At 61.1% G+C, this 24,581-nt stretch carries 21 protein-coding genes and 1 pseudogene; 8 read left to right on the forward strand and 14 right to left on the reverse strand.

The genetic code is table 11. The features are described from left to right. Nucleotides 1–194: 194 nt before the first annotated feature. Nucleotides 195–1,298, reverse strand: a pseudogene (locus TQ38_RS20180) (IS256 family transposase); the annotation flags it as partial. Nucleotides 1,299–2,092: 794 nt separating this feature from the next. On the opposite strand from TQ38_RS20180, the gene TQ38_RS20185 reads away from it, so the two are divergent. After that, nucleotides 2,093–3,406 (forward strand): site-specific integrase, encoded by a 1,314-nt coding sequence (locus tag TQ38_RS20185; RefSeq protein WP_240198160.1) that lies wholly within the window; start codon nt 2,093–2,095, stop codon nt 3,404–3,406. Beyond that, a complete protein-coding gene (locus tag TQ38_RS20190; protein WP_043979635.1) occupies nt 3,403–4,599 on the forward strand; it encodes a site-specific integrase in 1,197 nt (398 codons plus the stop codon). Before TQ38_RS20185 ends, TQ38_RS20190 begins: the two co-directional genes overlap by 4 nt. A 9-nt stretch (nt 4,600–4,608) precedes the next feature. Here TQ38_RS20190 and TQ38_RS20195 read toward each other — a convergent pair whose 3' ends face one another. The 5 genes from TQ38_RS20195 to TQ38_RS20215 all read right to left on the reverse strand — a co-directional run bounded on the left by TQ38_RS20195 (nt 4,609) and on the right by TQ38_RS20215 (nt 11,363). Then, nucleotides 4,609–5,751, reverse strand: coding sequence for a Fic family protein (locus TQ38_RS20195; protein WP_043979633.1), 1,143 nt, complete (start codon nt 5,749–5,751; stop codon nt 4,609–4,611). A gap of 482 nt (nt 5,752–6,233) precedes the next feature. Further along, entirely contained in the window at nt 6,234–7,472 is a 1,239-nt protein-coding gene (locus TQ38_RS20200; RefSeq protein ID WP_043979631.1) for an epoxide hydrolase family protein, read from the reverse strand. A gap of 280 nt (nt 7,473–7,752) precedes the next feature. After that, entirely contained in the window at nt 7,753–9,327 is a 1,575-nt protein-coding gene (locus tag TQ38_RS20205; protein WP_043979629.1) for a Na+/H+ antiporter, read from the reverse strand. 54 nt (nt 9,328–9,381) lie between these two features. Continuing rightward, complete coding sequence (gene dps, locus TQ38_RS20210; RefSeq protein ID WP_043979626.1) at nt 9,382–9,858, reverse strand: DNA starvation/stationary phase protection protein Dps; 477 nt, start codon at nt 9,856–9,858, stop codon at nt 9,382–9,384. Nucleotides 9,859–9,896: 38 nt separating this feature from the next. Further along, entirely contained in the window at nt 9,897–11,363 is a 1,467-nt protein-coding gene (locus TQ38_RS20215) for a catalase (RefSeq protein ID WP_043979623.1), read from the reverse strand. 202 nt (nt 11,364–11,565) lie between these two features. Here TQ38_RS20215 and TQ38_RS20220 point away from each other — a divergent pair, with 202 nt between their 5' ends. Beyond that, the gene (locus tag TQ38_RS20220; protein WP_043979620.1) at nt 11,566–12,021 is read left to right on the forward strand and encodes a nuclear transport factor 2 family protein; all 456 of its coding nucleotides are present in this window, start codon (nt 11,566–11,568) and stop codon (nt 12,019–12,021) included. Nucleotides 12,022–12,190: 169 nt separating this feature from the next. After that, nucleotides 12,191–12,772, forward strand: a complete 582-nt coding sequence (locus TQ38_RS20225; protein WP_043979617.1) for a hypothetical protein — start codon at nt 12,191–12,193, stop codon at nt 12,770–12,772. Nucleotides 12,773–12,956: 184 nt separating this feature from the next. Here TQ38_RS20225 and TQ38_RS20230 read toward each other — a convergent pair whose 3' ends face one another. From TQ38_RS20230 to TQ38_RS20240, 3 genes are all read right to left on the reverse strand, one after another. Next, the gene (locus TQ38_RS20230) at nt 12,957–13,919 is read right to left on the reverse strand and encodes a quinone oxidoreductase (RefSeq protein WP_043979614.1); all 963 of its coding nucleotides are present in this window, start codon (nt 13,917–13,919) and stop codon (nt 12,957–12,959) included. A gap of 54 nt (nt 13,920–13,973) precedes the next feature. Further along, the gene (locus TQ38_RS20235) at nt 13,974–14,540 is read right to left on the reverse strand and encodes a TetR/AcrR family transcriptional regulator (protein WP_043979611.1); all 567 of its coding nucleotides are present in this window, start codon (nt 14,538–14,540) and stop codon (nt 13,974–13,976) included. A 75-nt stretch (nt 14,541–14,615) separates the two neighbouring features. Further along, nucleotides 14,616–15,245, reverse strand: coding sequence for a TetR/AcrR family transcriptional regulator (locus tag TQ38_RS20240; protein ID WP_043979609.1), 630 nt, complete (start codon nt 15,243–15,245; stop codon nt 14,616–14,618). Between the two features lie 96 nt (nt 15,246–15,341). Between TQ38_RS20240 and TQ38_RS20245 the strand changes: the two genes are divergently transcribed. Beyond that, entirely contained in the window at nt 15,342–16,967 is a 1,626-nt protein-coding gene (locus TQ38_RS20245; RefSeq protein ID WP_043979608.1) for an ABC-F family ATP-binding cassette domain-containing protein, read from the forward strand. Beyond that, nucleotides 16,964–18,250, forward strand: coding sequence for an MFS transporter (locus TQ38_RS20250; RefSeq protein WP_082057946.1), 1,287 nt, complete (start codon nt 16,964–16,966; stop codon nt 18,248–18,250). Before TQ38_RS20245 ends, TQ38_RS20250 begins: the two co-directional genes overlap by 4 nt. Here TQ38_RS20250 and TQ38_RS20255 read toward each other — a convergent pair. Beyond that, the gene (locus tag TQ38_RS20255) at nt 18,231–18,737 is read right to left on the reverse strand and encodes a DUF1348 family protein (protein WP_240198161.1); all 507 of its coding nucleotides are present in this window, start codon (nt 18,735–18,737) and stop codon (nt 18,231–18,233) included. The two genes, TQ38_RS20250 and TQ38_RS20255, sit on opposite strands and share 20 nt — an antisense overlap. 204 nt (nt 18,738–18,941) lie before the next feature. Here TQ38_RS20255 and TQ38_RS20260 point away from each other — a divergent pair, with 204 nt between their 5' ends. Continuing rightward, nucleotides 18,942–19,982: an alpha/beta fold hydrolase gene (locus TQ38_RS20260; RefSeq protein WP_043979604.1), complete on the forward strand. Its 1,041-nt coding sequence runs from the start codon at nt 18,942–18,944 to the stop codon at nt 19,980–19,982. Nucleotides 19,983–20,023: 41 nt separating this feature from the next. After that, nucleotides 20,024–20,554 (forward strand): cytochrome P460 family protein, encoded by a 531-nt coding sequence (locus tag TQ38_RS20265; RefSeq protein WP_240198162.1) that lies wholly within the window; start codon nt 20,024–20,026, stop codon nt 20,552–20,554. A 22-nt stretch (nt 20,555–20,576) separates the two neighbouring features. On the opposite strand, the gene TQ38_RS20270 is transcribed toward TQ38_RS20265, so the two are convergent. The 4 genes from TQ38_RS20270 to TQ38_RS20285 all read right to left on the reverse strand — a co-directional run bounded on the left by TQ38_RS20270 (nt 20,577) and on the right by TQ38_RS20285 (nt 24,546). After that, nucleotides 20,577–21,782, reverse strand: coding sequence for an MFS transporter (locus TQ38_RS20270; protein ID WP_043979602.1), 1,206 nt, complete (start codon nt 21,780–21,782; stop codon nt 20,577–20,579). A gap of 122 nt (nt 21,783–21,904) precedes the next feature. Then, complete coding sequence (locus TQ38_RS20275; protein ID WP_043979600.1) at nt 21,905–23,218, reverse strand: epoxide hydrolase family protein; 1,314 nt, start codon at nt 23,216–23,218, stop codon at nt 21,905–21,907. Nucleotides 23,219–23,329: 111 nt separating this feature from the next. Continuing rightward, nucleotides 23,330–24,106 (reverse strand): alpha/beta fold hydrolase, encoded by a 777-nt coding sequence (locus tag TQ38_RS20280; RefSeq protein ID WP_043979598.1) that lies wholly within the window; start codon nt 24,104–24,106, stop codon nt 23,330–23,332. A gap of 26 nt (nt 24,107–24,132) precedes the next feature. Next, nucleotides 24,133–24,546: an organic hydroperoxide resistance protein gene (locus TQ38_RS20285; RefSeq protein WP_043979597.1), complete on the reverse strand. Its 414-nt coding sequence runs from the start codon at nt 24,544–24,546 to the stop codon at nt 24,133–24,135. Nucleotides 24,547–24,581: the final 35 nt, after the last annotated feature.

Raw genomic sequence — 24,581 nt, forward strand, 5'->3', positions numbered from 1 at the left:
CACCGGGGTTCGACAAAGGCCAATGAAACGATGCGAACCATGTTGAGTTCGTCCATTTGTCCGGCCGTCGATCCGCGGAAACCATAGGGGCCTGCGGCGTGAATGCCGCAACACAAGGCCGGATACACGACCGCAAGACCCGAGTTCGTCGTACTAAATCGAAAAGCCTTGCAAGGTGGGGGTGGTCCATACACATCGTTCTGCTCCAGCATGAGCGCTCCGACGAGACGAACGACGGCAGCGTCATTCGGGAATATGCCGATCACGTCGGCCCTTCGCTTGATCTCCTTGTTGACCCTTTCCAGCGGGTTGGTGGACGCGATCTGCGCCCAATGATCCTTGGGGAAGGCCATGTAGGCGAGCACGTCTTCGCGTGATGCGTCCATCATGTCGGCCAGCTTTGGAAACTTCTCGCGCAGGGCATCAGCAACTTGGTCCCACTGCTGGTGCGCTGCCTCGGCCGTTTCCTGCGCGAAGATGGTCTTGATCATAGCAATGACAGCGGGTCGTTGTTTCGGCGCGGCATGGGCAAACGCGTTGCGCATCCAGTGCACCCGACAGCGCTGCTGGGTTGCGGCAAATACCTTGCTGGCCGCGGCGCGCAGCCCTTTGTGATCGTCGGAGATGACCAGCTTCACACCTCGCAGGCCGCGATCCGCCAGCGAGCGCAGGAAGGCTTTCCAGAAGGGTTCGGCTTCCGACGGGCCGGTGGCTACGCCCAGAACCTCGCGCCGGCCATCGGTGTTGACGCCCACCGCGATTATCGCCGCCGTCGAGACAATCCGTCCGCCCTCGCGCTCTTTGAGGTAGGTGGCGTCGATCCATAGATAGGGCCACTCGCCTTCAATCGGTCGCGTGAGGAAAGCGTTCACCCGCTCGTCGATCTCGGCAACCAAACGGCTGACCTGGCTCTTTGAAACACCGCTGGCGCCCATCGCCTTAACCAGATCGTCGACCGAACGGGTCGAAACACCGTGGACGTAGGCTTCCTGGATCACTGCCGCCAAGGCCTTCTCGGCAGTGCGGCGTCGCTCCAGGAAGCTTGGGAAGTAACTGCCTTTGCGCAGCTTCGGGATCGCCAGATCAATCCGGCCAGCTCGCGTATCCCAACCTCGCTCGCGGTAGCCGTTGCGGTGGTTCAGCCGCTCAGGGCTGCGTGATCCGCAAGGCACGCCCGTCTTCGCCTCGATCTCGAGATCCATCATACGCTCTGCGGCGAAAGCCAGCATCTCACGCACCAAATCGCTATCAGCCCCTTGCTCAATCAGCTCGACAAGGGCCATTCTGTCGTCGGTCATCGTCTTCTTCTCCAGGTTCGAGTTCGCATCCGAACCCTACCAGAAGATCGACGGTGGCCACCCTCTCAGGGAAACCTTCCTACACCACCCCGCGGGACACGACCGATGATCGAACGGTGTAAAGCGAGGAAGGATTCCTCAAACCGGACCATGTGCAGACGGAGGGCCTCTGTGAACGTTGCGGGCTCGATCCAATCCATAGCGGAGGGAACAGGATTTTGAATGACGGACCGGGGCCTTGGCCCTGGCCTTTTGACTGCGGAATCGAGGTATTCACCGGGGCTCTTATTCGTCGTCAGCATCTGGGAAATCGGTGTCCGTGAAAATGATGATGGCGTCACGTGGACGGTCCGCGAAATGCGGGCCGGCGCTATCAACTAGACGGTGAACGCAAGCATCCGAATTTGTCTTGGCTGCCCTTCGGCGGAGGGCGACCGAAAGCGAAAACACGGGTCATTACGCCCCCCTGCTTAAAGCGCCGTGATCGCGCCAACCGCGATCGATCGGGCATCGCCGATGTGCGCCGGGCCTGGATGTTAAAGCAGTCTCGCACTGCTGGAATGCTACTCGAAAAGAGGGATGCGCCCGCGCGCAGTTTCGCCCCTGCTTATGGCTATTTGCTCACGAATGGCGGACAGAGGGGGAACAAAGGGTTCCTTTTGTGCGCCATCACGGCTATAAGGTGCCTCGCCGGAACCGGGAAACCCGCGCGAAACCGGCGTTTTCTGACAACGACAGCGATATGGAGATGCGTCAGTGATTGAAGCACACCCTACGCAACGTATGTTGCTTTCATGGAAAATTATTCAACAAAATCAGTAGCGCGGCTAGAAAAGCAGGCCGGGAGTTCGGGGTACGCTAAAGGCCATATGGTCCCGCAAAACCCTTGGTTTTCGGGGACTTTTGCCAGCGAATCTGCTACATTCGATGGCTATATGGTCCCAAACCGGAAAAAGCCCGGTATCCGGGCATATCTCGACGGCAATTTCGCTCGGCGGAAGCACCCCTTGCGAGACAAGGAATACTGCGTCTGGGATACTGAGCTTGCCGGCTTCGGCATGCGTGTTCAGCCTACAGGGCGTTATTTCTGGTTCGTCCGCCTTCGCCATCGTGGCAAGCATCGCCGGGTGTCGTTGGGACGAACCGATGATGTGGACGGTGATCTAGCCCGGACGCGTGCGAGACGGCTCCTGGCCGAGGTAGCGCTCGATGGTTTACCCAAGCGCACCGTCGTCAAGGCATCGCCGACGCTCGCCGATTTCGTCACGACCTATTGGAGCGATATCGCGCATTATTGGAAGGCATCGACGGCCAAGCGAAACTTGGCCGCTTGGCGCCGCGAACTTGAGCCCGTCTTTGGCGCCACGCGCCTCGCGGATATCACGCAAGCGGACGTGACACGCTGGCGAGACGATTGCGTTGGCGCCAAGGAGGCGCGCTTCAATCGGGCCATTCCTGTACTGGCATCCTTGCTGAAATACGCAGAGGCGCTTCACTTGCGGCGCAAGGGCTCCAACCCCACACGGGGAATGCCGCGCTATAAACGCGCCCCGTGCGAACGCTATCTCACGCCGCTTGAGTATCGACGGCTGGGCGCTGTGCTGCGCGATGAGGAAATCGAATTACCTATCAATGTCGCGATTGTTCGACTGCTTCTTTATACCGGCGCCCGCATCAGTGAAATCAGGGACATCCAGTGGGAGTGGGTGCGCCCTCCCCATCTTTGTCTGCCGGACAGCAAAACAGGTCCCAAGCTGATCTGGTTGAATAGTCAGGCGCTAGCGATACTGGAGACCATTCCGCGCCGGATCAATTGTAAATTTGTGTTCCCCAACACCGCAGGTAGCGGCCCGATCAATATCGGCACTTGGTGGTATAAGGTGCGACGTCGCTGCGCGACGCCCGATGTGCGCATTCATGACCTGCGGCACAGCTTTGCCTCAACGGCGATCATGGACAACGTCCCGCTAGCTACAATCGGCAAGCTGTTGGGGCACTTCCTGCCCGAGACGACTGCCAAATATGCCCATTTGGCTGACGATGTGATCGCTGATGCCGCCCAACGCATCTCGGGTGGGCTGGCGCAAGCACTCGGATTGAAATCATGAATGCTCTGACCCTTCAAAAAGTAGTCGCCGAAGCGCTCGCCGATGTCGGCGTCAATTCCGCCTTTCTCCAAAAGCCGAAGGGGCGACCGCGGACGACCACGTGGCTGGGTATCGAACATGGCTTTGGTATTCGGCACTACGCGACCGGCAGGAACGTCTACATCGTCCAGACCCGCATGGCGGGGCGCGTTGCCACAATCACCATCGGCCCCACTTCCGTCATCACCAAGCACCAGGCAGCGATGGTCGCCCGTCGCGTGCTCGCTTATGCTCAGGTTGGTGCCGATCCCGCGGCCGAGCGCAAGCGCATCCGCACGGCTCCGCGTTTCGATGACTTTCTCGATGAATTCTGGCGCCGCTGGGCGCCGCGCTGGAAGCCTTCGACATACCATACGCAAGGCGTCTATCGTGAACACTACCTCGACGGTGCATTCCCCGGGATCTTCATCGACGCCCTGAATGAAGCAGATGTTACCAGCTGGTTTGCCGATATCAACAACCGCATCGGCCCCGGCGGCGCCAACCGCGTCATGTCGATTCTCAGCAGCATGATGAACCGCGCCGAGGCTTGGGGATACCGGCTTGAAAACACCAACCCCTGTCGGGCCGTCCGACCGAACAAAAAGCGCCGGAACGAACGCTTCTTGAGCAAGGCAGAACTTGCGCGTGTCGGCATGGTGCTGACCGAGAAGCGAGAAGGTGATCATGCCGTCAGATCAATCGCCGCTACGGCTATCACCTTGATCCTCCTGACAGGTTGCCGGGTCGGCGAGATCATGGGCCTGCAATGGGGCGATATCCGGGGAAACCGGCTCAAGTTGCGCGATAGCAAGACAGGCCCGCGCGTTGTCTGGCTGGGCGACGAGGCTCGCGGGCTAATCGACGCGCTACCAAGAAATTCGAAGGTGCCTTGGCTGTTTTGGAATCAGAAACGGCGCAAGCGCATGCGTTTCGTGGATTATTATTGGCGAGAATTTCAGGCACTGGCGGGACTGCGAAAAGTCAGGCTGCACGATCTGCGGCACACATTCGCCAGCCACGCCGCTATGAGCAAGGAGACGTTGCCCATGATCGGGCGTCTGCTCGGGCACAGCAATCCGCAGTCTACGTCTCGCTATGCTCATCTTAATGACGAGCATTTGCTCGATGCCGCAGAGCAGATCGGCACTGCCATCGAGCGCATGCTGAACTGAAGCCTCGTCTCACTGATCAGAGATATCGACGATGGCTGGGCTCATGGCAGTGTGGATCTTCAGGTGGTAGCGGGCGTAGCGTCGTTCGCCGACCCTCTCCAAAGCACCAAGTTCGACAAGGTCGGCCAGGTCACGTGTCGCCGTTGCTGAAGCGGCATCTGTGATCGTCCGATAGTTTTGCGCGCTGAGGCCCCCGGCGAAGCCGTCCAGCCCTTCAGCCATCATGCGAATGAGCGCCTTTTCCTGGCGGGGATTGATCTTGCCTTTCAGGCGATCGATCAGACGGGTCTTTTCGATCAGGAAGTTGATGGTTTCGATGGTTCGGCCCTGGGCCTCCAGAACGATATCGGAAAACCAGGACATCCAAGGATCGATCTGGTTGCTCTGACTGGCGCGCTGCAATTCGGCGTAATAGGCTTTCTTGCGGCGGTGGATGGTGGCGGCGAGCGCCGTCAGCGTCGGCGCCTCCAAGCTTTGTGCCAGCGCCTTTTCCGCGATCGCGCGACCGAGGCGGCCGTTGCCGTCTTCAAACGGATGGATCGTCTCGAACCACAGGTGCGCAATCGCCGCGCGCGTGACGGCCGGCAGCGGGGCTTTGCCACGCGGAGAGCTATCATTGAACCACGTGACGAACCGCGCCATTTCTGCCGGCACCCTATCAGACGGAGGCGCCTCGAAATGAACGCGCGGCGCGTACAATACGCCCGACACGATCTGCATAGGATCCGCGTGGGTACGATAGGCGCCAATGTCCGCAAGATCGCGGCGGCCATTCATCAGCATCCTGTGCCAATCGAACAGCAGTTTGTCTGTGAGCGGTTCCGCGTAGCGCCGATACAGGTCCGCCATCAGCTCTGCGGCACCTGCTTCCGCAGGGTTGGAGCGGCGCTTGTCCGCGACAAAACCAAGTTGACGGGCAATGGACGATTGCACGCTGGCACGGTCCAGAACCTCTCCTTCAATGGCTGAGCTTTCCACCATTTCCTGAGAGATCAGCTCGATCACGACTCCTTGACGGGCATCTCCATCAAGATGATGCATGGTGCCGACCACGACTCCTGAGCCCCTCAGGAATCGCTCCTCGGCTGCTCGCAGGCGAGTCGGATCGAAGCCAAAATTTGGCCAGTCGATGAGTTGCCAGTTCCACCGCATGATCGATGCAATACCTTTCTATCGATCACTATGGGGCTTTATGATGATTTATGAAAGGCGGGTCAATCACTCGTGGCAACGTGACCGAACTTAAGCGTCCGTTACGGTCAAATTCGGGACGGTCGACTTCGCAACATCGCAGCGCCGAAGCCTTGGGCACGCAGGAGCAAAGCTACGGTGCGCTGGCGCCCTCATTCCGGTCGTCCCCCGAGGAAAAATGGGTTGCCCGATTCGGGCCCTTCATTCATCGCCTTAAAGTGGGACAAAACAGCCATTCGCGAACATGCGGGTGAACGTCAGGTTTCGGTTGAGGCGGTCGTTCGCGGCTCCGCGGTGATCGTACCCATAATGCGTGACCCTACCTAATTCTGCCGCTCACTTGGCTGCGTTCACGCCAGCAAAACGTCAGTCAGAATGTCATAGGTCTCCAGCGCCGGCAAGCTCACCATTAGGCGTTCCCGACAGCGCTGGAGCCGCTTCCGCTAGCTATCGGGATTAAGGCCACCGAAGGTGGACCGGATGCCTTCAATCACCGCGTCGGGATTCTCCCACGGTGCGAAATGCCCGCCTTTCCCATAGGCCTTCGCGTGGACGATGTTGAACTGCGCCGCGAGCGGGCCATTGCGGAAGTTCGGCACACGGGTTTCAACCGTCTCACCCGGAGGATAGGGATCGCCGCCGAGGAAGGTGAAGCCGGCGGGGGCCTGCACCAGAGGCGTCCGGTCGTGTGATGGCATCCACGGATACCGGTTTGCGTTCTTGTAGGCGCGGATCGACGAGCCGATCGATTCCGTCACCCAGTAGATCGTTGCATTCGTGAGGACATGGTCGCGCGTAAAGACGGGGTCAAAGGCTGCATTCTTATCGCTCCAGTGCCGCCAGCGCTGCAGGATCCATGCCAGCATCCCGGCCGGGCTGTCGTTCAACCCGTGGGTTAGGGTTTGTGCGTCGAGCATGTGAACGGCCACATGCGAGGCGTAGTAGCGCTGGAAGAGCAGGATTTCCTCTCGAAGTTCGTCCGGCGCCCCGGGCGGCACCATTTGTCCCTCCGTTAGATCCCAGGGCCGCTCGCTTTGGAACATCGACAGGGGCAGTTCGGCGCAGACGTTGATGCCATACAGGCTATCTGCATATTTGTGCCCGAGCTGGGTGGTGATCAGGCCGCCATAATCGTGCCCGGCTGCGGCATAGCGCTCATATCCGAGGGTTTCCGTCATTAGTTTGTGGAAAGCGTCGGCCATCTTCCAGAAGTTGGCGTCACCGCGCGTTACCGGGGTCGAAAAGCCGAAGCCAGGCAGGGACGGGATCACAACATCGAAAGATTGAGCAGGATCACCGCCATGGGCGGCGGGATCCGTTAGCGGGCCGATCACCTTGCTCCAGTCCCAGAAGGTCCAGGGCCAGCCATGACTGAGGATCAGCGGCATCGGATTTGGCCCCTTGCCGCGGATGTGCATGAAATGGATGGGAAGACCGTCAATCTCGACTTTGAATTGGGGAACCTGGTTGATCTCTGCCTCTGCGGCACGCCAGTCGTAACCGTCGATCCAGTAGTCGACGAGCGGCTTCAAATAGGCGGTACTCAGTCCATAGATCTCGTCCTCATTGTCGAGATCGACGGCCCAGCGCGTGCGCTGCAGACGCTGTCGGAGGTCGCTCAATGTGGCATCCGGTACTTGGATGCGGAATGGGGTCGGTGCAGGGTATGATGGCTTGGTCATGTCGATATTTCCTTGAAAGCGTTTCGACTCAGCTTGTTCAAGGTAAGGGCGACATGTGGTGTGAGCCCGTTAGCCGCTGTGAGTCTCTGCCAGCTTCGGCCGAGCGGTTGATCCATCCGCAACGGTAGCTCATGCGGCCGCAAAAGTGCCGGGCTGCCGACCGTAAGCGCGTCGGTCCGCACAGTTGATCAGTCCGACAGACCATAGAGAGAGAAGCGCTCAAACGTGCTCGGCTTTCAATCGGTCGATGTGCAGCCCGGAGCCGCTTAAAACTCAAGTCTCAGGAGCGATTGGAGAGCGTGCTCAATTCTTCGACGTCGAGATCACGCTCGAGGGTACGCAGCACGTGTTCATCGATGTCGCCAGCACGATGAAGGCTCAGAAGCGACCGTCTCCCTGCAGCAACAGCTTCGAGGATGAGATGCGACTTCGAATAATGCCATTCGTCATGGGACGGTTCGCGTCCGCAATTTGTCGCAGATACCGCAGAGTGCTTCTGGTATCGCGCTAGCAACTGGGGATGAGCGCCGGGGCACCCCGCACTGTCAAGAAGCGCCTCGATCCGTGATGCCTGCGCCTGGGCCATAAGGGTCTGCGCCTGCGCAAGGCTGAGCCGGGGGTGATCGCTTGTAGCCTCATCGAGGTTGGCGAACCGGATCAACGGTCCAAGGGTCATTCCCTGTAACAAGACGGTTCCCAGGATCACGGCGAACGCCATGACCAGCATGAAATCTCGTCCGGGGAAGTCGGCCGGGACGCTGAGGGCGACCGCCAAGGTCACGACACCCCGCATTCCCGCCCACCCCAGCACGGTCATGCTGCCAATTCCCATCGGTTCGTAGCGCGTAAGGCCTGCGGCGCGCAGGACCTGAACGATCCCTGTGGATCCGAAGATCCACGCAAATCTGGCGGCTGTCAGTGCCGCAAGCACCACGAGGATCGGCACCGCCATATTCTCGAACACAACCTCGAACCCGCCCACACGCTCGATGATGCCCCGCAGAGACGAACCGATCAGCATGAAGACCGTCGCCTCGAGGAGAAAGATCATCACCGCCCAGAAGGAGGTGCCACGCATGCGGACCGCGGGCGAAAAAATCACGTGCTGATACCAGCCGCAGATCAGCCCTGCCGTCACAGTGGCGATCACGCCAGACACATGAAAAGCCTCAGCGAGCAGATAGGCGACCCACGGCGCGAGAACGGACGCGGCGATCATCAAATACTCATCTTCCAGTCGGCGGACGAGCAAAACCCAAGCCGTACTGACCAGGATACCAACGACCATTCCGCCTATGGCGAGTATGAAGAAACTTCCCACAGCTCCCGACGCGCTAAATGCCCCGGTGACGCCGGCCGCGACGGCAAAGCGGAAGAGGACGAGGCCGCTGGCGTCGTTGAAGAGGCTCTCCCCCTCCAACAATATGGCCAAGCGGCGGGGCAGGCTTACCCGCTGCAAAAGTGCGCGGGCCGAGATCGCATCCGGCGGAGCGACAATGGCGCCAAGCGCGGCGCACGCGGCCCATGGCAGCGAAGGCATGAGCAGGCGAACCACCAGCGCCACCACCACAGTCGTAAACACGACCGCGCCCACAGCGAGCGACAGCACGCCGATCATGTTGCGATGCAAGGAATGGATGGCAATCGACCGCGCGCCGTCCATCAGCAAGGGCGGCAGGAAGATCACGAGCACCAGTTCAGGATTCAGCGTTACCACCGGTAGGCCAGGTAGGAAGGCCAGCAAGATGCCGCCAACGAGTAGCGCGACGGCAGGCGGTAGCCCAAGCCGATGGGCTCCGAACTGGAGAATGATCGTCGCCAGCAACATGGCGACCAGGAGCTCGAAAAAATGCATCGTTCGGCCTGTCACATGGCAGTGGAGCGCGTGCGTCGGCGGCTGCGGTCACGATCAAGAATGAAGGTGAGCCTCGATGAACCAGAGATGCTTGTCGACACTACGCGATATCTCGGTGAAGAGATCCGCCGTCCCGGCGTCCCCTTTTTCCGCAGCGATGTCGATGTCGACTCGGACCGATGCCGCGAAGTCGGCGAGAGACCGCCCGATGGCCGATGCATGCTGTTCGCCGAGCTTTGCATCGATCGGATAGGCTGCGAGGCTTGTAGCCCGCGTGGTCGTTTGCACCCGCCCGTCCGCTGTCCCACCCAACGTAACGATGCGTTCGGCCAGCAAATCGACGTGCGCTTCGGTCGCGACGAAGATCGTATCGAACAGGAGGTGGAGCTGGTGAAAGTTCGCTCCTTTCACGTTCCAGTGGGCTTGCTTGAGCTGCGCGGCGAGGTCGAGAGCGTCGGATAGCCGTGCTTGCAGTTGGGCCATCACCGCGAGGCGCTGGGGCTCGTCGAGGCCAATGTTCGAGATATACATGTCAGATCCTTTCCAGAATGCGGAGGTGAGGCCGGGGATTACGATCCCAGGGCTCGCGCGACGCCGGCCCCGTAAGCCGGATCGCATCGGGTGCAGTTCTCGATGTGGCGCTGCTTGATGAAGTCCGGGGCATCACCAAGTGCGGCGGCGGTGTTCCCGAAAAGAGCCTGCTGCTGCTCGGGCGTCATGAGCTGGAACAAGCGGCGGGGCTGCAAGAAATAGTCGTCGTCATCTTCGCGGAAGTTCCAGAAATCGGCGTCACCGTTCAGCCGCAGCGGCGGCTCTCGGAAAGCTGGCTGATCCTGCCACTGCCCGAAGCTGTTGGGATGGTAGTGCGGTGTGCCGCCATAATTGCCGTCGACGCGACCTTGGCCGTCGCGATGGTTCGAAGCGACCGGACAGCGCGCAGCATTGACCGGAATCTGGTGGTGGTTGACTCCGAGGCGGTAGCGCTGCGCGTCGCCATAGGCGAATAGGCGGGATTGCAGCATCTTGTCGGGAGACACGCCGATCCCGGGCACGAGGTTGGATGGGGCGAAGGCGCTTTGCTCGACATCCTGGAAGAAATTCTCCGGATTCCGATTCAGCTCGAACTGCCCGACTTCGATCAGCGGATATTGGGTTCTGAACCAGACTTTCGTCAGATCGAACGGGTGGACGGACGCCGTCTCGGCATCGGCCTCTGGCATAATCTGCACGAACATCGTCCACTTCGGGAAGTTGCCGCCCTCGATGGCCTCGTAAAGGTCGCGCTGGTGGCTTTCCCGATCGCCGGCGATGAGCGCTCCGGCCTCGCTATCAGTCAGGTTTTCGATCCCCTGCTGGGTCTTGAAGTGGAACTTCACCCAGAAGCGCTCGCCAGCTTCATTGTAGAAGCTGTAGGTATGGCTGCCGAAACCGTGCATGTGCCGGTAGCTGCGCGGGATGCCACGGTCCGACATCACGATCGTCACCTGATGAAGGGCCTCCGGAAGCAACGTCCAGAAATCCCAGTTGTTGGTGGCGCTGCGCATGTTGGTGCGCGGATCGCGCTTCACGGCCTTGTTGAGATCCGCGAACTTGCGGGGGTCGCGGACGAAGAAGACCGGCGTATTGTTGCCGACCATGTCCCAATTGCCCTCCTCGGTGTAGAATTTGAGGGCGAAGCCGCGAATGTCGCGCTCTGCGTCGGCAGCACCGCGCTCGCCCGCCACCGTCGTGAAGCGGGCGAACATCTCAGTCTGCTTGCCGACCGCGCTGAAGATAGACGCGCGGGTGTAGCGCGAAATGTCGTTGGTTACCGTGAAAGTACCGAAAGCACCCGAACCCTTTGCATGCATACGCCGCTCGGGGATGATCTCGCGGTTGAGGTTTGCGAGCTTTTCCAACAGCCAAACGTCCTGCATCAGGAGCGGTCCGCGAGGGCCAGCAGTCAGACTGTTCTCGTTGTCCACCACCGGAGCGCCAAAGGCGGTTGTCAGATGCGTGAACGGGCAGCTGGGGGCAGGTGCGTGTTTGTCGGCCATGATCGATCCCTTTTGGTTGCCGGATCGATGTTAGTGGGGGCTGGCGTTAGTGCGGGTTAGGTGGTGAGAGCCTGAGCGCTACTCGCGTTAGCTCTCGCATAGCCCCCTTCTCCTTCAAGCGGCCCGCGGCCAATTCATCGGTATGGGGCGGACATCAGCCGCATTGGCACCCCCCGCCTGCATCAGACCTAGGAGCCAGATCATGACCGCACTCGAAAGGCTACTCGCTATCGAGGATATCCGTAACCTCCAGGCGCGCTACGTCCGCATCGCCGATAGCAAGGATTGGCACGAACTGAGCAAGCTGTTCACGGATGATGCGACGTTCACAAGCCACGACGTGGCGGGGAACGTCACTGGCAAAATGAGCGGACGGCGTGCGATCGCGACAGAAGTCGATGCGGCCGTCGGCGATGGAATCGTGATACATCACCTCTTCTCGCATGAGATCGACATCACCTCATCAGACACGGCTCATGCTATTTGGTCGATGGAGGACTGGATCGACCGGACGGGCGATGGCGCCGGTGATCTGGCAGACTTGCCGTTCCGGACGATGCGAGGCTACGGTCATTACCACATTGATTATGTAAGGCTCGATGACGGATGGCTGATCGCAAGCCTGAGGCTCCAACGCAACCGTCTCGATTTTACCTGATGATCACGTGCCCACTGCCGGACAAGGATCAATGCGACGGCTGAGTGGAAGGACGTTGGCGCTTGGCGAAGTCGATGATGGACGGGGGCGCTAGTCGAGTGCTTCACGCCTCATCGATGAGGAATAGCCACTCGCGCAATACGGCGAGATGCCGTACATGCTTAGCGCTATGGCAAAAGAGTATGTCTCGTCCGAAACGATCAAGGAAGGCCTGCAGCAAGATGTGCTCTGGCTGCTGATCACGGTCTATTCGTACATTACCCGTCGGCGTTTTGAAAACCTTGGGAAAATGTCCCGCGAGGCGTTCGTGGTGGATTGCATCCTTTTGGAAAGTGCGGCCAGGGACATTGTGGGGCGGCTAACTGCACTGGACGACGACACCAGAAACAATCGATCATTCCAGACCCTGTTCGCGGCTTTGAAGCGCGAAGGGCTAGATCCCACGCGCACCAAGGATCTCGATGCCAAGATTAAGGCGTACCGGAAGCTGGTGAATGATCTCAAAGTCTCGCATCGCAACCGCTACATCGCCCATGTAAACGCGGATGTGGCAGTTGTTCCCCGTGTGCTCGACGATCCGGTGCCTTTCGAGGCGACTGCTTCCCTCGCGGTGAATCTTCTCGACGACATTATCGGCCGTAAGGTCGGGTACACGTTCAGCATGGCTTCCGATCTCAAGGTCGATCTTCGCAAGGCTCTGTCGGACAACCCAGAGGATAGCGCAGACTCAAGTTCGTTTGCTCTGCCATGATAGACGAGCGGTCACGGGATCAGGGCAATCTGCGCCGCTGAAGTCCGCTTCTGAACACTGTTCTTGACTGGCTCGAAGCCCAGGAATCGCCTCAGAGTCCAGATGCTGTATGTTTATGCACGGTTGCACGTGGCCCGGACGGTGCTGCCGGGGCGGCGTTCAGCGCCGCCCCGAGTGCTATTAATCATGGTATCAGCAGAAGCTTCCCGGTCGTTGCCCGGCTCTCCATCGCCGTATGGGCGAGGGCAGCATCGGCCAGCGGATACTCCGTTGCCGGTGCGATCACGAGTTTGCCCTCGCGAACCCAGTCGAAGAGACGCAGGGTGTGCTTGCGGAGGAGGTCCGGCGTATGGATGTGGTCGAAGAAAACGGCGTAGCCAATTTTCACGCTGCGCGGCAGGCTCATGATGTCGAGGCTGCCGGGGCCACCGAGCACGGGTCCGTACCAGCAGAATGTGCCGGCGCGGCGGAGTGAAGCGAGAGACCCGTCGAACGTGGCCGGCCCGGAGCCATCATATACGACATTGACCCCTTCGCCGTTGGTCAGTTCGAGCACCTTCTTCACGAAGTCGCCATCGGCATCGACGATCACATGATCGGCACCGGCGGCTTTTGCCGCTGCGACCTTTGCTTCGCTTGAGACCCGGCCGATCACAGTGCCGCCGCGCAGCTTGATGATCTGTGACAGGATCTGACCGAGCCCCCCCGCTGCGGCGTGCACCAAGGCGATGTCACCCTCCTGAACCGGATAGAAATCAGTCGCAAAGTGGCTCGCGGTCAAGCCTTGCATCATCAGTGAAGCCGCGAGGCGGTCGTTGATATCGTCGGGGAGGGGCACTGCCGACGTTGCGGGCATGACGACCTTGCTCGCGTAGCTGCCCCAGGCAAAGACCCAAGCGACACGCTGGCCAACGACGAGATCAGTAACCCCCTCGCCCACTGCAGCAACGCGCCCGGCACCTTCGACACCAAGCACGAGCGGCAAAGGCATACCGTTCATGCCCTTGCGTGTGCCGATGTCCATGAAGTTCACGCCGATCGCCGTTGCGTCGACTACAACCTCCCCCGGGCCGGGCTGCGGATCGGCGAGCTCTTTTAGTTCGAGAACCTCGGCACCGCCGGTTGCTGATATTGATACTGCCTTCACTGGGGTCTTCCTCTTATATTGAATGATCGTTCCAGAACTGGTCAAAAAAAGGGATTAGCGGAGCGCGCGAAGAGCGATTGGCGCCATTGCCGCGATATGTTCGGAGGTCGCACCAGCGCGCGCCGTAAGACGGATCGTTGATATCATCTGCAGCGTGAACGTCGTCAGATGGTCCAGATCCTGATCCGGGGCGACGTCGCCCTGCTCGCGAGCGGCAGCCAGAGCGTCACGCATCGCGTTCGCCAGAATCTCGCCATAGACGTCGCGAATCTTGACGATATCGGGTTCCTTGCAGCCGAACTCGACTATCGACCCTAACCCGAGGCAGCCCGTGGCGGCCTCATCGACGACACGGTCGAACATCGCCCGTATCCCATCGATTGCTCTCGGCTGGCTTGCAAGGAGGTCGCTGTGCGCGCGGGTCTCGTTCTGACAATATTGCCGCATCGCGGCGCAATAGATGCCCCATTTGTCGCCGAAGGTGTCATACAGACTTTGGCGGCCAATGCCCATCGCATCGACCAGCATCTGGGCGCTAGTACCCTCATAGCCGTGATCTTTGAACACGCCCGCAGCGGCCGCGACCGCGACGTCGACATCAAATTCTTTGGGACGGGCCATATCCAAGAGATAGGGTATTGGAACGATCGTTCAAGATGCTAGAGACGTGGTATGAAAAAAATCGACGCTTGCGACTCAGACGCTGTGCTCAGCAGCCGTTGCACGGAGGAACAGCCGCCAGCGGCGGTCGAAGCGGCGATCGACTTGCTCCTCATCTTCCGCAGCGCCGGTCCACTTCACTCGGTTCGCCTCGCCGTCCAGCAAGTCGATAAGGATCGCGCACCCCTCTTCTGCATCAGAACCGCCCCAGTTCTCAGCGCAAGTGGCGCGTTCGATAGCCGCGCGGAGCGGTGCCAGCGACGTGGAGGCCCATTCTACCAGTCGGCCACGCAATCGCTCAGAGGACGCCGCTTCGAGTGCCACAGCCGCGTAGAGCGCGGAGTAGCCCGGTGAAACGGAGAAGCCGAAATAGGCTCGCGCCATCGCGCGCAGCGATAGCAAAGCCTCAATGTCGTCTCGCTTCGCAGCCTCCAGAGCCGCGACAAACCGTTCAACGTCGCGGGCCACGACAGCCTCCAGCAGTTCGATTTTGCCAGAATGGCGGCTGTACACCGTGTGCTTCGACCACCGGAGAGAAGACGCAATCTCTTCAATCGACGCGGCGGCGAAACCGCGCTTACAAAAAATCAGCCGAGCGGCATCGAGCAGCGCGTCGTTACGCGCAGCAGCCTGAGCTTTGGTCGGCCGCCCACCGGCCCCACTCACGCCCCATTCCCTAGATGACGACGTCGTTGCGGCGAGAACCAGTTATCGTTATCTGCACGGTGCCGTGCTGTTATTAAAGGATCGGATTCGAAGGGCATGTCCTCGATTAGCGCATCTGCACTATGTTGGGCGACCCCTGATGGCCGACCGGTGCTGCGCGGCATCGATATCCACATCTCTCGCGAGCGCGTGGGCCTGGTAGGGCGCAATGGTGTTGGGAAGACAACGCTGCTTCAGATTCTCGTCGGCGATCTGGCAGCGACATCTGGGAAGGTCGTCACGGATGGCACCATCCATGCGATGCGGCAGGAAGTTCGTGAACGTGCCGGCGAAACGATCGCGGATGCCTTCGGGGTTAGCGACGCACTCTGCGTCCTGAAGCGCGCCGAGGAGGGCATTGCCGGCGTTGACGAGCTTGCCGACGCCGACTGGACGCTGGAAGAACGCGTCCGGGAAACGCTTGCGCGCGTGGACCTGGATGTCGCAGCGACAACGAAACTGGCGACCCTTTCCGGCGGGCAGCGTACGCGCGCTGCCCTGGCCGCTGCCATCTTTGACCGCCCTGACTTCCTGCTTCTGGATGAGCCAACCAACAATCTCGACCGCAACGGCCGAGAGGCATTGCTCCGCCTAGTTGAGGGATGGACGGACGGGATGCTCATTGTCAGCCATGACCGCGAACTGCTGGGGCGGATGGACGCCATCATCGAACTCACCTCGCTGGGCGCGGCGCGGTACGGCGGCGGCTGGAGCCAGTATCGCGAGCGCAAGGCCGTCGAATTGGAAGCCGCCCGGAGCGATCTGCTGCATGCGCAGAAGCGCCAAGCCGAAGTGGATCGCAAGGCGCAGGTCGCAGTGGAGCGAAAGCAGCGCCGCGATGCTGCAGGATCGCGCAGGGCATCGCGTGGCGACATGCCACGCATTTTGATGGGTGCCCGCAAGAGTGCGGCCGAGGCCAGAGGGGGAAGCGGCCTACGCATGACCGAACGCTTGGCCGGACAAGCGGCCGACGCCGTGGCGACCGCACAGGCACGGATCGAGATCCTGCAGGAGCTGTCCATCGTGCTGCCGCCGACCGGGCTGCACGCAGATCGCCGGGTGCTGCAGATGCGCGACGTCACAGCAGGGTATGCCGCAGACCACGTGCTGCTCGAGCACGTCAATCTCGACGTCGTCGGGCCTGAGAGAATAGCGATTACCGGGCCGAACGGTGTTGGCAAGAGCACGTTTCTCAAGCTGGCTTGCGGCATTCTGCCGCCTCTATCCGGCGCAGTGGAGGTCGGCGTGACGGTCGCCGTTATAGACCAGCACGTTGCCTTCCTCGACCCGACGACTTCTATTCTCGACAACTTCCAGCGGCTGAACCCCGATGCGGACGAGAATAGATGCCGCGCGATCTTGGCCGGGTTCCTGTTCCGCGCAGACGCCGCGCTCCAGATCGTCGGCACGCTCAGCGGAGGCCAGATGTTACGTGCCGGCCTTGCCTGCCGACTGGGCGGGCAGAGGCCACCGCAACTGCTTATCCTCGATGAGCCGACCAATCACCTCGACCTCGACTCGATTCATGCGGTGGAGGAAGCGCTGCAAGCTTATGATGGCGCGCTTTTGGTGGTGAGCCATGACAAGGCCTTCCTGTCGAGCATCTCGATCGAACGCATCATCGCTCTGAGTCCCCTAAAAGATGGGGTCAGAATCGAGACTGACATGGTTCCCTCGCAATGAACCCGCCGCACTGGTATCGATCCCTTGACCGACCTGCGCGACTTGCCTTCTGGAGTTCGTTTGGCGGCTTCAGTATCGACGCGATGAGCGTCCAGCTCTACGCATTCGTACTGCCGGCGCTGACGGCACTTTGGAGCATGACACCGGGGGAAGCCGGATTGCTCGCATCCGCCGCGCTCCTGTCGGGGTCGTTGGGCGGCTGGCTGGCGGGAGCGGTATCCGACCGCGTCGGCCGCATCCGCGTGTTGCGCTATTCAATCCTCTGGCTTGCTGTTTCCAGCGCTTTCTGCGGACTGGCGCAGGACTATAACCAATTCCTCATCGCGCGCTTGGTGCAGGGCTTCGGTTTTGGCGCGGAATGGGCCGTTGGGGTGGTGTTCATGAGCGAGATGTCGCCAGCTGCGACCCGTGGTCGAACGCTGGGCACGTTGCAGAGCGCCTGGGCTGTCGGCTGGGCCATCGCCGCAGCTACCGCGACCATCTCGCTGGCGCTGCTTCCGATCGATATGGGGTGGAGGATTACGTTCTTCGTTGGGCTTCTCCCCGCCTTGGCGTTGTTCCGGATGCGGGGACGTATTGCCGACACCCGGGTGTTCGGGATGGGCCGCGAACCTCAGCCATGGCACCGCATTTTCGCGCGCGACGCAGTCGGCACGACCGTCAAGGGCACGCTGCTCGCCTCTGGCATGCATGGCGGATACTGGGCGCTAGCGACTTGGTGGCCGACAATGCTGAAGACCGAGCGAGGGATGTCAACCAGTGAAGCTACGATGCACATGGCAGCACTCATTTGCGGTTCGTTTGTGGGCTACATTCTCGGCGCTTGGCTGAGCGATCGTGTGGGCAGACGAGCCACGCTCGCCGGCTTTGCACTTGCTGGCGTCGCGACAACCCTCGTTGCGATGCAGCCCGGCCTCTCGGCGAGCGAACTTCTCATCGTTACGCCGATCCTTGGGCTGTTCGCGTTAGGAATTTACAGCGCCATTGGTCCGGTGCTGACGGAGCTATATCCCACACCGTTGCGGGGCTCAGGGATGGGCTTCTGCTACAATGTTGGGCGTGGGCTCGCCGGGATTACGCCACTAGCAGTCGGTTCGAGTGTTGCCGCGCTCGGTCATGCACAGGCAATCGGTCTGTATGTGGTCAGTTCCTATACGCTGATCCTCTTGGCGACAGCGTTCCTACGGGAGACCAAGGGCATCGACTTGGCCGTAGAGCATATCGATGCTCCCTCCCCGCCTATGGCTATCGACGCCAATCCCGTCAGAAGCCCAGTTCAGTGAGTGATGGCTGGTCATCCGGGCGGGTATCGCCTGACCAGCGAAGCATTCGATCGTGCTCTTGAATGGCGTGCTCGTTCGCGGATGTGAAACGGCGGCGGATCAGACCCATTTCGTCGAACTCCATCTCCTCACAGCCATAGGCGCGGAACCAAGACCCGCTATCATTGCGGAACTCGCTCGCGAAGCGGACGGCGAGACGGCTATCTCCTTCCGTCCACGGTTCCAGAAGGATCCGTAGATCAATCTCCCTGCGGAGCTGGCGCTCGACGAAAGTCCGGATCTGCTCACGTCCCCAAAGGAAGTAGACGCGGTTCCGCCACAGACAGTCGATCGTGTGCGCGCGCACGAGCGGCTCGCAGTCACGCCTGTTCCAGGCATTTTCTGCGTCACGGACCCGCTGGATCGTGGTCGCACTCATTGGAGACATTCGGGGTTCCACCTTGAAGTTCGAACAGGTGCCGGCGTTATGGCCGTCGACCTGTGCCACCCGCCCGCACGTCCCAATAATGCCGCACGGTGGCCGCAGCGCCAGTTAGTTGGTGTTAGATGCTCCTAGCTGAAGCGCTAAACGGCTCTGGCCTACACAACCCTCGCGCCATCCTCACACCGCATCACACCGGATAACGGGCGCCTCGGACCGCGCTGAGCTATCAATCTCGTATCCACACCAATCGACACGGGAGAAAATGCCATGGACCCGCACCAAGAACCCTCCGATCCCAAGCGTCGCGAATTCGTCCAGGTCGCCGCAGCGGCCGCCGCCACGCTGGTTATCGGGACCACATCCAGGGCTGCGCTGGCCGCTATGCCCGCAGCGAAGGGCGTATCGGCATTCGGTCCGGTGAGGCAGGTCGATGCCGGCGTCCTTAACATCGGCTATGTCGAGATGGGACCGCGCAACGGTCTACCGATCCTGCTTTTCCACGGCTGGCCTTATGACATCCACGCCTTCGTGGATGTCGCGCCCACGCTGGCGGCGAAGGGACACCGCGTCATCATCCCGCACCTGCGCGGCCATGGCACGACGATGTTCCGCTCGGCTGCTGCCGCCCGCAATGCCCAACAGGCGGCGCTCGGTGCCGACGGCATCGCGCTGATGGACGCGCTGGGCATCAAGAAAGCGGTCGTCGCAGGGTTCGACTGGGGCGCGCGTACTGCCGACATCATGGCAGCGCTCTGGCCGGAACGGTGCACAGCACTCGTATCTGTCAGCGGCTATCTGATCGGAAGTCAGGCAGGCAACGTCGCGCCCTTGCCGCCCGCGCAGGAACTTCAATGGTGGTATCAGTTCTACTTCGCCACCGAGCGCGGCAAGGCCGGCTACGCCGCCAACACAAATGCATTCAATAAACAGATTTGGCAGCTCGCCTCCCCGCAATGGAAGTTTGATGATGCGACCTTCGAGCGCTCGGCGACGTCGTTCGTGAATCCCGACCACGTCGCGATCGTGATCCACAATTACCGGTGGCGGCTTGGCCTTGCTGAGGGCGAGAGCAGCTTCGATGCCATGGAGGCCAAGCTGGCATCCGCTCCCCCGATCGTCATCCCCACCATCACGATGGAGGGAGACGCCAACGGTGCACCGCATCCTGACCCGTCGAAGTATCGGGCACGGTTTACCGGTCGCTACGAGCACCGCCTGATATCGGGCGGTGTCGGCCACAATCTCCCGCAGGAAGCGCCAGACGCTTTCGCCAAGGCTGTACTCGACGCAGCGGCAATGGTCGGCTGAAGAAAGGACTGCACGCGATGTCAGCGAGGAAAACCGCCCTGATGCGCCCCGGCACTGTCGCCTTGGCGCTGGCAATGGTTACATTCTGTGTTGCCGCGGTATCGAGCGCACAAGACCAGGACGATCGGGCCTCCCCTGTGTTTGGGGTGAGACTACCCGACGGGTATCGAGACTGGAAGCTCATCAGCGTCGCGCAGGAAAACGGCAAGAACAACGATATTCGCGCGATCCTGGGGAACGAAATTGCGGTAGAGGCCTACCGCAAGGGTGTTCGTCCGTTTCCTGACGGATCGGTTATCGTCCGACTTGCTTGGCGGTACCAGTCGTCCCCTCGCAACGACAAGGTGTTCCCATCGCCCCAGTCGTTCGTGGCGGGTGAGCCGACCAACGTCCAGGTCAGCGTCAAGGATTCCAAACGCTACGTCGCGACGAGCGGGTGGGGCTATGGTCAGTTCGAAAACGGGCTGCCAAACAAGGATCCGGCGGTGGCGCAGGCATGTTATTCGTGCCATTTGAAGCTCAAAGGACTGAACCCCGAAGCCGACCTCGTCTTCACGGATTATTCGCGCTAGATTTCTCCAGATCCGAGATCCGCTACCGACTAGAGTCGGACTTGGTGGCCTGCGCCACGATCGCTGCCACCACGACCGCCAACAGCACCACGGCAAGCGCAGACCGCAGTCCGTAGTGCTCCCCGATAAACCCAAGCCCGGGCGGGCCTGCGAGGAACGCGATGTAGCCCCCGGTCGCGACGACGGCGACCCGCGCCGCGGGATGCTTGCCTGTGTCTGCTGCGGCGGACAACGTCACCGGGAAGCCCAGTGAGGCGCCCAGCCCCCAGAGCACCACCGCCAGGCTTCCAGTGATCGGATCACGCGCAAGCATCGCCACCCCGATGCCGATCGCGCAGGAGATCGCGCTGGCCCGGATCACCCGGGCGCGGCCGTAGCGCTCAAGGAAGTAGCCGCCTCCAAACCGGCCGACCGTCATCATTGCGGCGAATACGACAAACATCAGCGAGCCGGACGCCTGGCTGACATTGTAGCTGTCGACCATGAGGATCGGCAGCCAGTCATTCGCTGAACCTTCCGCCAACGCCATGCCCAGCACAATCAGGGCGATCATCAGCAGTCGACGCTCGGCAATCAACGAGAGCCAACCCTGCGTGTCTGACCTATCGGTAATATCCGGTGTATCCTGGCGGCCAATCCCGGCCGGGAGATACCTGCAGGCGGCAAACGACATGGCGCCGACTACGATCGCGATCGCCATGAGATGCCATACCACGGGTATATCGAGAGCGGTCAGTCCAAACCCGAAGATCGCACCGCCCACTGTGCCCAGGCTGTAAAAGCCATGGAGGGTATGGAGAAGAGGCCGCTCGCTCAGCCGCTCAACGTCCGCGCCGTCGACGTTGACCGCGATCTCGGAGAGACCCATGCCGAAGCCGATGAGGGCGAGGCCGACCGCGGTGATCATCTTGCTGGTCAGGACGACGCCCGCCCCAATTGCGAGCATCGAGGCGACAACGAGAGACAGGCCGGCGATCGCGACCGGTCGCGTGCCGAAGCGCGACACGGCCGCGCCTGACATCAGGATGCCGCTCATCGAGCCGACCGATAGTCCAAAGAGGATGAGGCCCATCTGGCCTGTCGACGCGCTGAGCGCGTCGCGGATGGCAGGGGTACGCGTAATCCACGACGCCATAGCCATTCCTTGCACGAGGAATACTACAAACAGGGCGCGACGACGCAGGAATAAGGCAGCAGCAGACGCTCTATCCAGGGCAAGATCCTCCATAAGGCTTCCGCGCTTGCCGGAGGGCCTTACGCAGGGGTGTCGCACAATCATACGAAATCCTGGCCGATCGCGCGATACCGCGATCGACCGGGACCGTGCTCCGGTAAGAATATCACCCCGATCTAGCGAAGCGATCGAAAGGTCGAGCGCAACTCCTCAGCGAAGGTCTGCGGCTGCTCCCAAGCCGCGAAGTGGCCACCTTTGGGAAGACGTCCGTAATGAACGAGCTTTGGATACGCCTTTTCCGACCAGCTTTTCGGAGCCGTGTAGATCTCGTCGGGATAGGCGCTGACGCCCATCGGGATCTTCACGCCTTTGGGGGCAAAGAATGGCAGTTTGCTCTCCCAGTAAAGCCGCGCTGAAGATACAGCGGTTCCGGTGAGCCAGTAGAGCGTCACATTGTCGAGGACATCATCCCGGCTCAATCCTTCCGACTGTCCGGCGAAGACACGGATGATCAGGTCCAGGCTGCGAGCATCATGATCGAGCATCCACGCCGCGAGCCCTACAGGTGAGTCCGCCAGCGCGTAGAGGGTCTGCGGGCGGTTCGCCATTTCCTGCGCGTAGCCGAGCCCGTGTCGATAAAAGGTATCGAGCTGATCATATGCGTATCGCTCCTCAGCCGACAGTTCAGCCGGCGCGGGCAAGCGCGCACCGAGGCGTTTCTCGATCTCGTCGGGAACGGTTGCCGCCATATTTGTGTGTACGCCGATAAGTCCGGCGGGCGCGATCAGCGCCATCTGCTCCGTCACGGCGTTGCCCCAGTCACCCCCTTGCGCGGCGTAACGCTGGTAGCCCAGTCGCTCCATCAGCGTAATCCACGCGCGGGCGATGCGAACCGGGTCCCAGCCCGTCTCGGATGGCGCGCCTGAAAAGCCGTGGCCAGGCAAGGAAGGAATGACGACGTCGAACGCATCCGAAGCCTTTCCGCCGTGCGCGGTAGGGTTCGTGAGCAGCTCGATGACCTTCAGCTGCTCAATGATGGAGCCTGGCCAGCCGTGGGTGATGATCACCGGCAACGCGCCGCGATGCCCCGATTTGACATGGATGAAGTGGATGTCGACGCTGTCAATCTTGGTGACAAATTGGGGATAGGCGTTGAGACGCGCCTCTCCCTTTCGCCAGTCATATTCCTTCAGCCAGTAGTCGCTGAGCTCGCGCATGGTGGAGAGCTGAACGCCCTGTGAGGTGTCTGAGACGATCTCCTGCCCGGGCCAGTTCGTTGCCGCGATCCGCTTCTTGAGATCAAGCAAAGCCTCGTCTGAAGCGTGGTAGCGGAATGGCCTGATAGCAACGTCAGGATTGCTCGTGTCCACTGCTACCGTATTGCTGGCTGGCTGTGCGGTCGCGATGGCGGGCAACGCCGCTCCGACCGCGGAGATAGCGAGCAGCAATGCAAAGCTGCCGCTGGCCCTTTTTGGATTTGGGCTTCTCATGACAGATCTCCTTTGAAAATGAAGGCCCACGATTGGCGGGCAAGGCCACTGCCAATCGTGGGCATCCGCGCCGACGCGGGGGGAGGGGGCGGGATACGCCGGCGCGGAATCCTATTTTTCTGTCGCCGCTCGCTCGATCAGGCTGGCGACTTCGCCGGCATGCGACACCATGACGACGTGGGATGCGCCCTTGACGACTGTTGTCTGCCTTGAGTTTGCGCGCTGGGCCATGAACTCCATGGCCGCCGGGGGGATGTTCCGGTCCTGGTCACCGTAGACGAACCACGAAGGCGTCGACTTCCACGCAGGGGCGGTCGACGCCTCCGACAGCGCAGCCTCCGCGACCGGTCGTTGGCCTGCCGCCATCAAGGCGGCCGCTGCCGGCGAGACGTCTGCGGCGAACTGGTCGTGGAACTTCCCCTGAAGGATGTAGAGGTCCTTGCCGCCGCTGGTCAGATTGACCGCAGGTGCCAGTGTCGGCCCGAGCGTACTTCCCGGAAACTTGCCGGTCAGGCCGAGCGCCGTTTCCCCTTCCTCGGGTGCGAAGGCCGCGACGAACACCAGGGCCTTCACGTTCGCTCGCCCGACGGCGGCTTCGCTGATGACGGAGCCACCATAGGAATGTCCGACCAGCACGACGGGCCCATCGACGCTGCGGACTACGTCCGACACCACGTCCGCGTCGGCGCGCACGCCGCGGAGCGGATTGGGTGCGGCGATCACCGTGTAGCCGTCACGCTTGAGGATCGTGATGACGCCATTCCAGCTCGACGACTCTGCGAACGCGCCGTGCACGAGGACGACCGTGGGTTTCACGGTCTGGGCCTGCACCGCCGGAGCGAGCAGCCCCGCGGCGAGCGCGAGCCCGCCGCCGATGAGCCTTTTCATGTCAGATCTCCTTTTCAGGCGTGCGGTCAGGCGAGCGCGACGACCGCGTCGATGTTGCCCTTGATCGCCTTCGAATACGGGCAGGTGCGGTGTGCGGTCTCGATCAGCTGGCGAGCAAGATCGGGATCGATCCCGGGCACATGCACATTGAGCCCCGCCGCGAGCGAGAAGCCGTCGTCGCCCATGCGCAGTTCAACCTGCGCATCGATCGCCAGATCGGCCGGCAAGGTGACGCCTTTCGACTTGGCGGCGATCGCCATCGCGCCCTGAAAGCAGGCCGACCAGCCGGCAGCGAAGAGCTGTTCCGGATTGGTGCCGGTTCCCGGACCGCCCGGGGTCGAGAGCTTCAGGTCGAGGCGACCATCGGAGCTCTTGGCGGCGCCTTCGCGGCCACCAGTCACATGCACATCGGCGGTATAGAGGGTCTTGGTCTCGGACATGGGTCTTCTCCTTGTTGATGGTGAAAGCTTCGGGG

The organism is Novosphingobium sp. P6W (assembly GCF_000876675.2).
Classification (GTDB): domain Bacteria; phylum Pseudomonadota; class Alphaproteobacteria; order Sphingomonadales; family Sphingomonadaceae; genus Novosphingobium.

Coding starts and splice junctions, on each gene's coding strand:
- TQ38_RS20285 (WP_043979597.1), bottom strand. CDS start 24,546: ATGTCCGAGACCAAGACCCTCTATACCGCCGATGTGCATGTGACTGGT.
- TQ38_RS20270 (WP_043979602.1), bottom strand. CDS start 21,782: ATGGAGGATCTTGCCCTGGATAGAGCGTCTGCTGCTGCCTTATTCCTG.
- TQ38_RS20225 (WP_043979617.1), top strand. CDS start 12,191: ATGGCAAAAGAGTATGTCTCGTCCGAAACGATCAAGGAAGGCCTGCAG.
- TQ38_RS20280 (WP_043979598.1), bottom strand. CDS start 24,106: ATGAAAAGGCTCATCGGCGGCGGGCTCGCGCTCGCCGCGGGGCTGCTC.
- TQ38_RS20220 (WP_043979620.1), top strand. CDS start 11,566: ATGACCGCACTCGAAAGGCTACTCGCTATCGAGGATATCCGTAACCTC.
- TQ38_RS20190 (WP_043979635.1), top strand. CDS start 3,403: ATGAATGCTCTGACCCTTCAAAAAGTAGTCGCCGAAGCGCTCGCCGAT.
- TQ38_RS20265 (WP_240198162.1), top strand. CDS start 20,024: ATGCGCCCCGGCACTGTCGCCTTGGCGCTGGCAATGGTTACATTCTGT.
- TQ38_RS20200 (WP_043979631.1), bottom strand. CDS start 7,472: ATGACCAAGCCATCATACCCTGCACCGACCCCATTCCGCATCCAAGTA.
- TQ38_RS20250 (WP_082057946.1), top strand. CDS start 16,964: ATGAACCCGCCGCACTGGTATCGATCCCTTGACCGACCTGCGCGACTT.
- TQ38_RS20260 (WP_043979604.1), top strand. CDS start 18,942: ATGGACCCGCACCAAGAACCCTCCGATCCCAAGCGTCGCGAATTCGTC.
- TQ38_RS20205 (WP_043979629.1), bottom strand. CDS start 9,327: ATGCATTTTTTCGAGCTCCTGGTCGCCATGTTGCTGGCGACGATCATT.
- TQ38_RS20215 (WP_043979623.1), bottom strand. CDS start 11,363: ATGGCCGACAAACACGCACCTGCCCCCAGCTGCCCGTTCACGCATCTG.
- TQ38_RS20195 (WP_043979633.1), bottom strand. CDS start 5,751: ATGCGGTGGAACTGGCAACTCATCGACTGGCCAAATTTTGGCTTCGAT.
- TQ38_RS20275 (WP_043979600.1), bottom strand. CDS start 23,218: ATGAGAAGCCCAAATCCAAAAAGGGCCAGCGGCAGCTTTGCATTGCTG.
- TQ38_RS20235 (WP_043979611.1), bottom strand. CDS start 14,540: ATGGCCCGTCCCAAAGAATTTGATGTCGACGTCGCGGTCGCGGCCGCT.
- dps (WP_043979626.1), bottom strand. CDS start 9,858: ATGTATATCTCGAACATTGGCCTCGACGAGCCCCAGCGCCTCGCGGTG.
- TQ38_RS20185 (WP_240198160.1), top strand. CDS start 2,093: ATGGAAAATTATTCAACAAAATCAGTAGCGCGGCTAGAAAAGCAGGCC.
- TQ38_RS20245 (WP_043979608.1), top strand. CDS start 15,342: ATGTCCTCGATTAGCGCATCTGCACTATGTTGGGCGACCCCTGATGGC.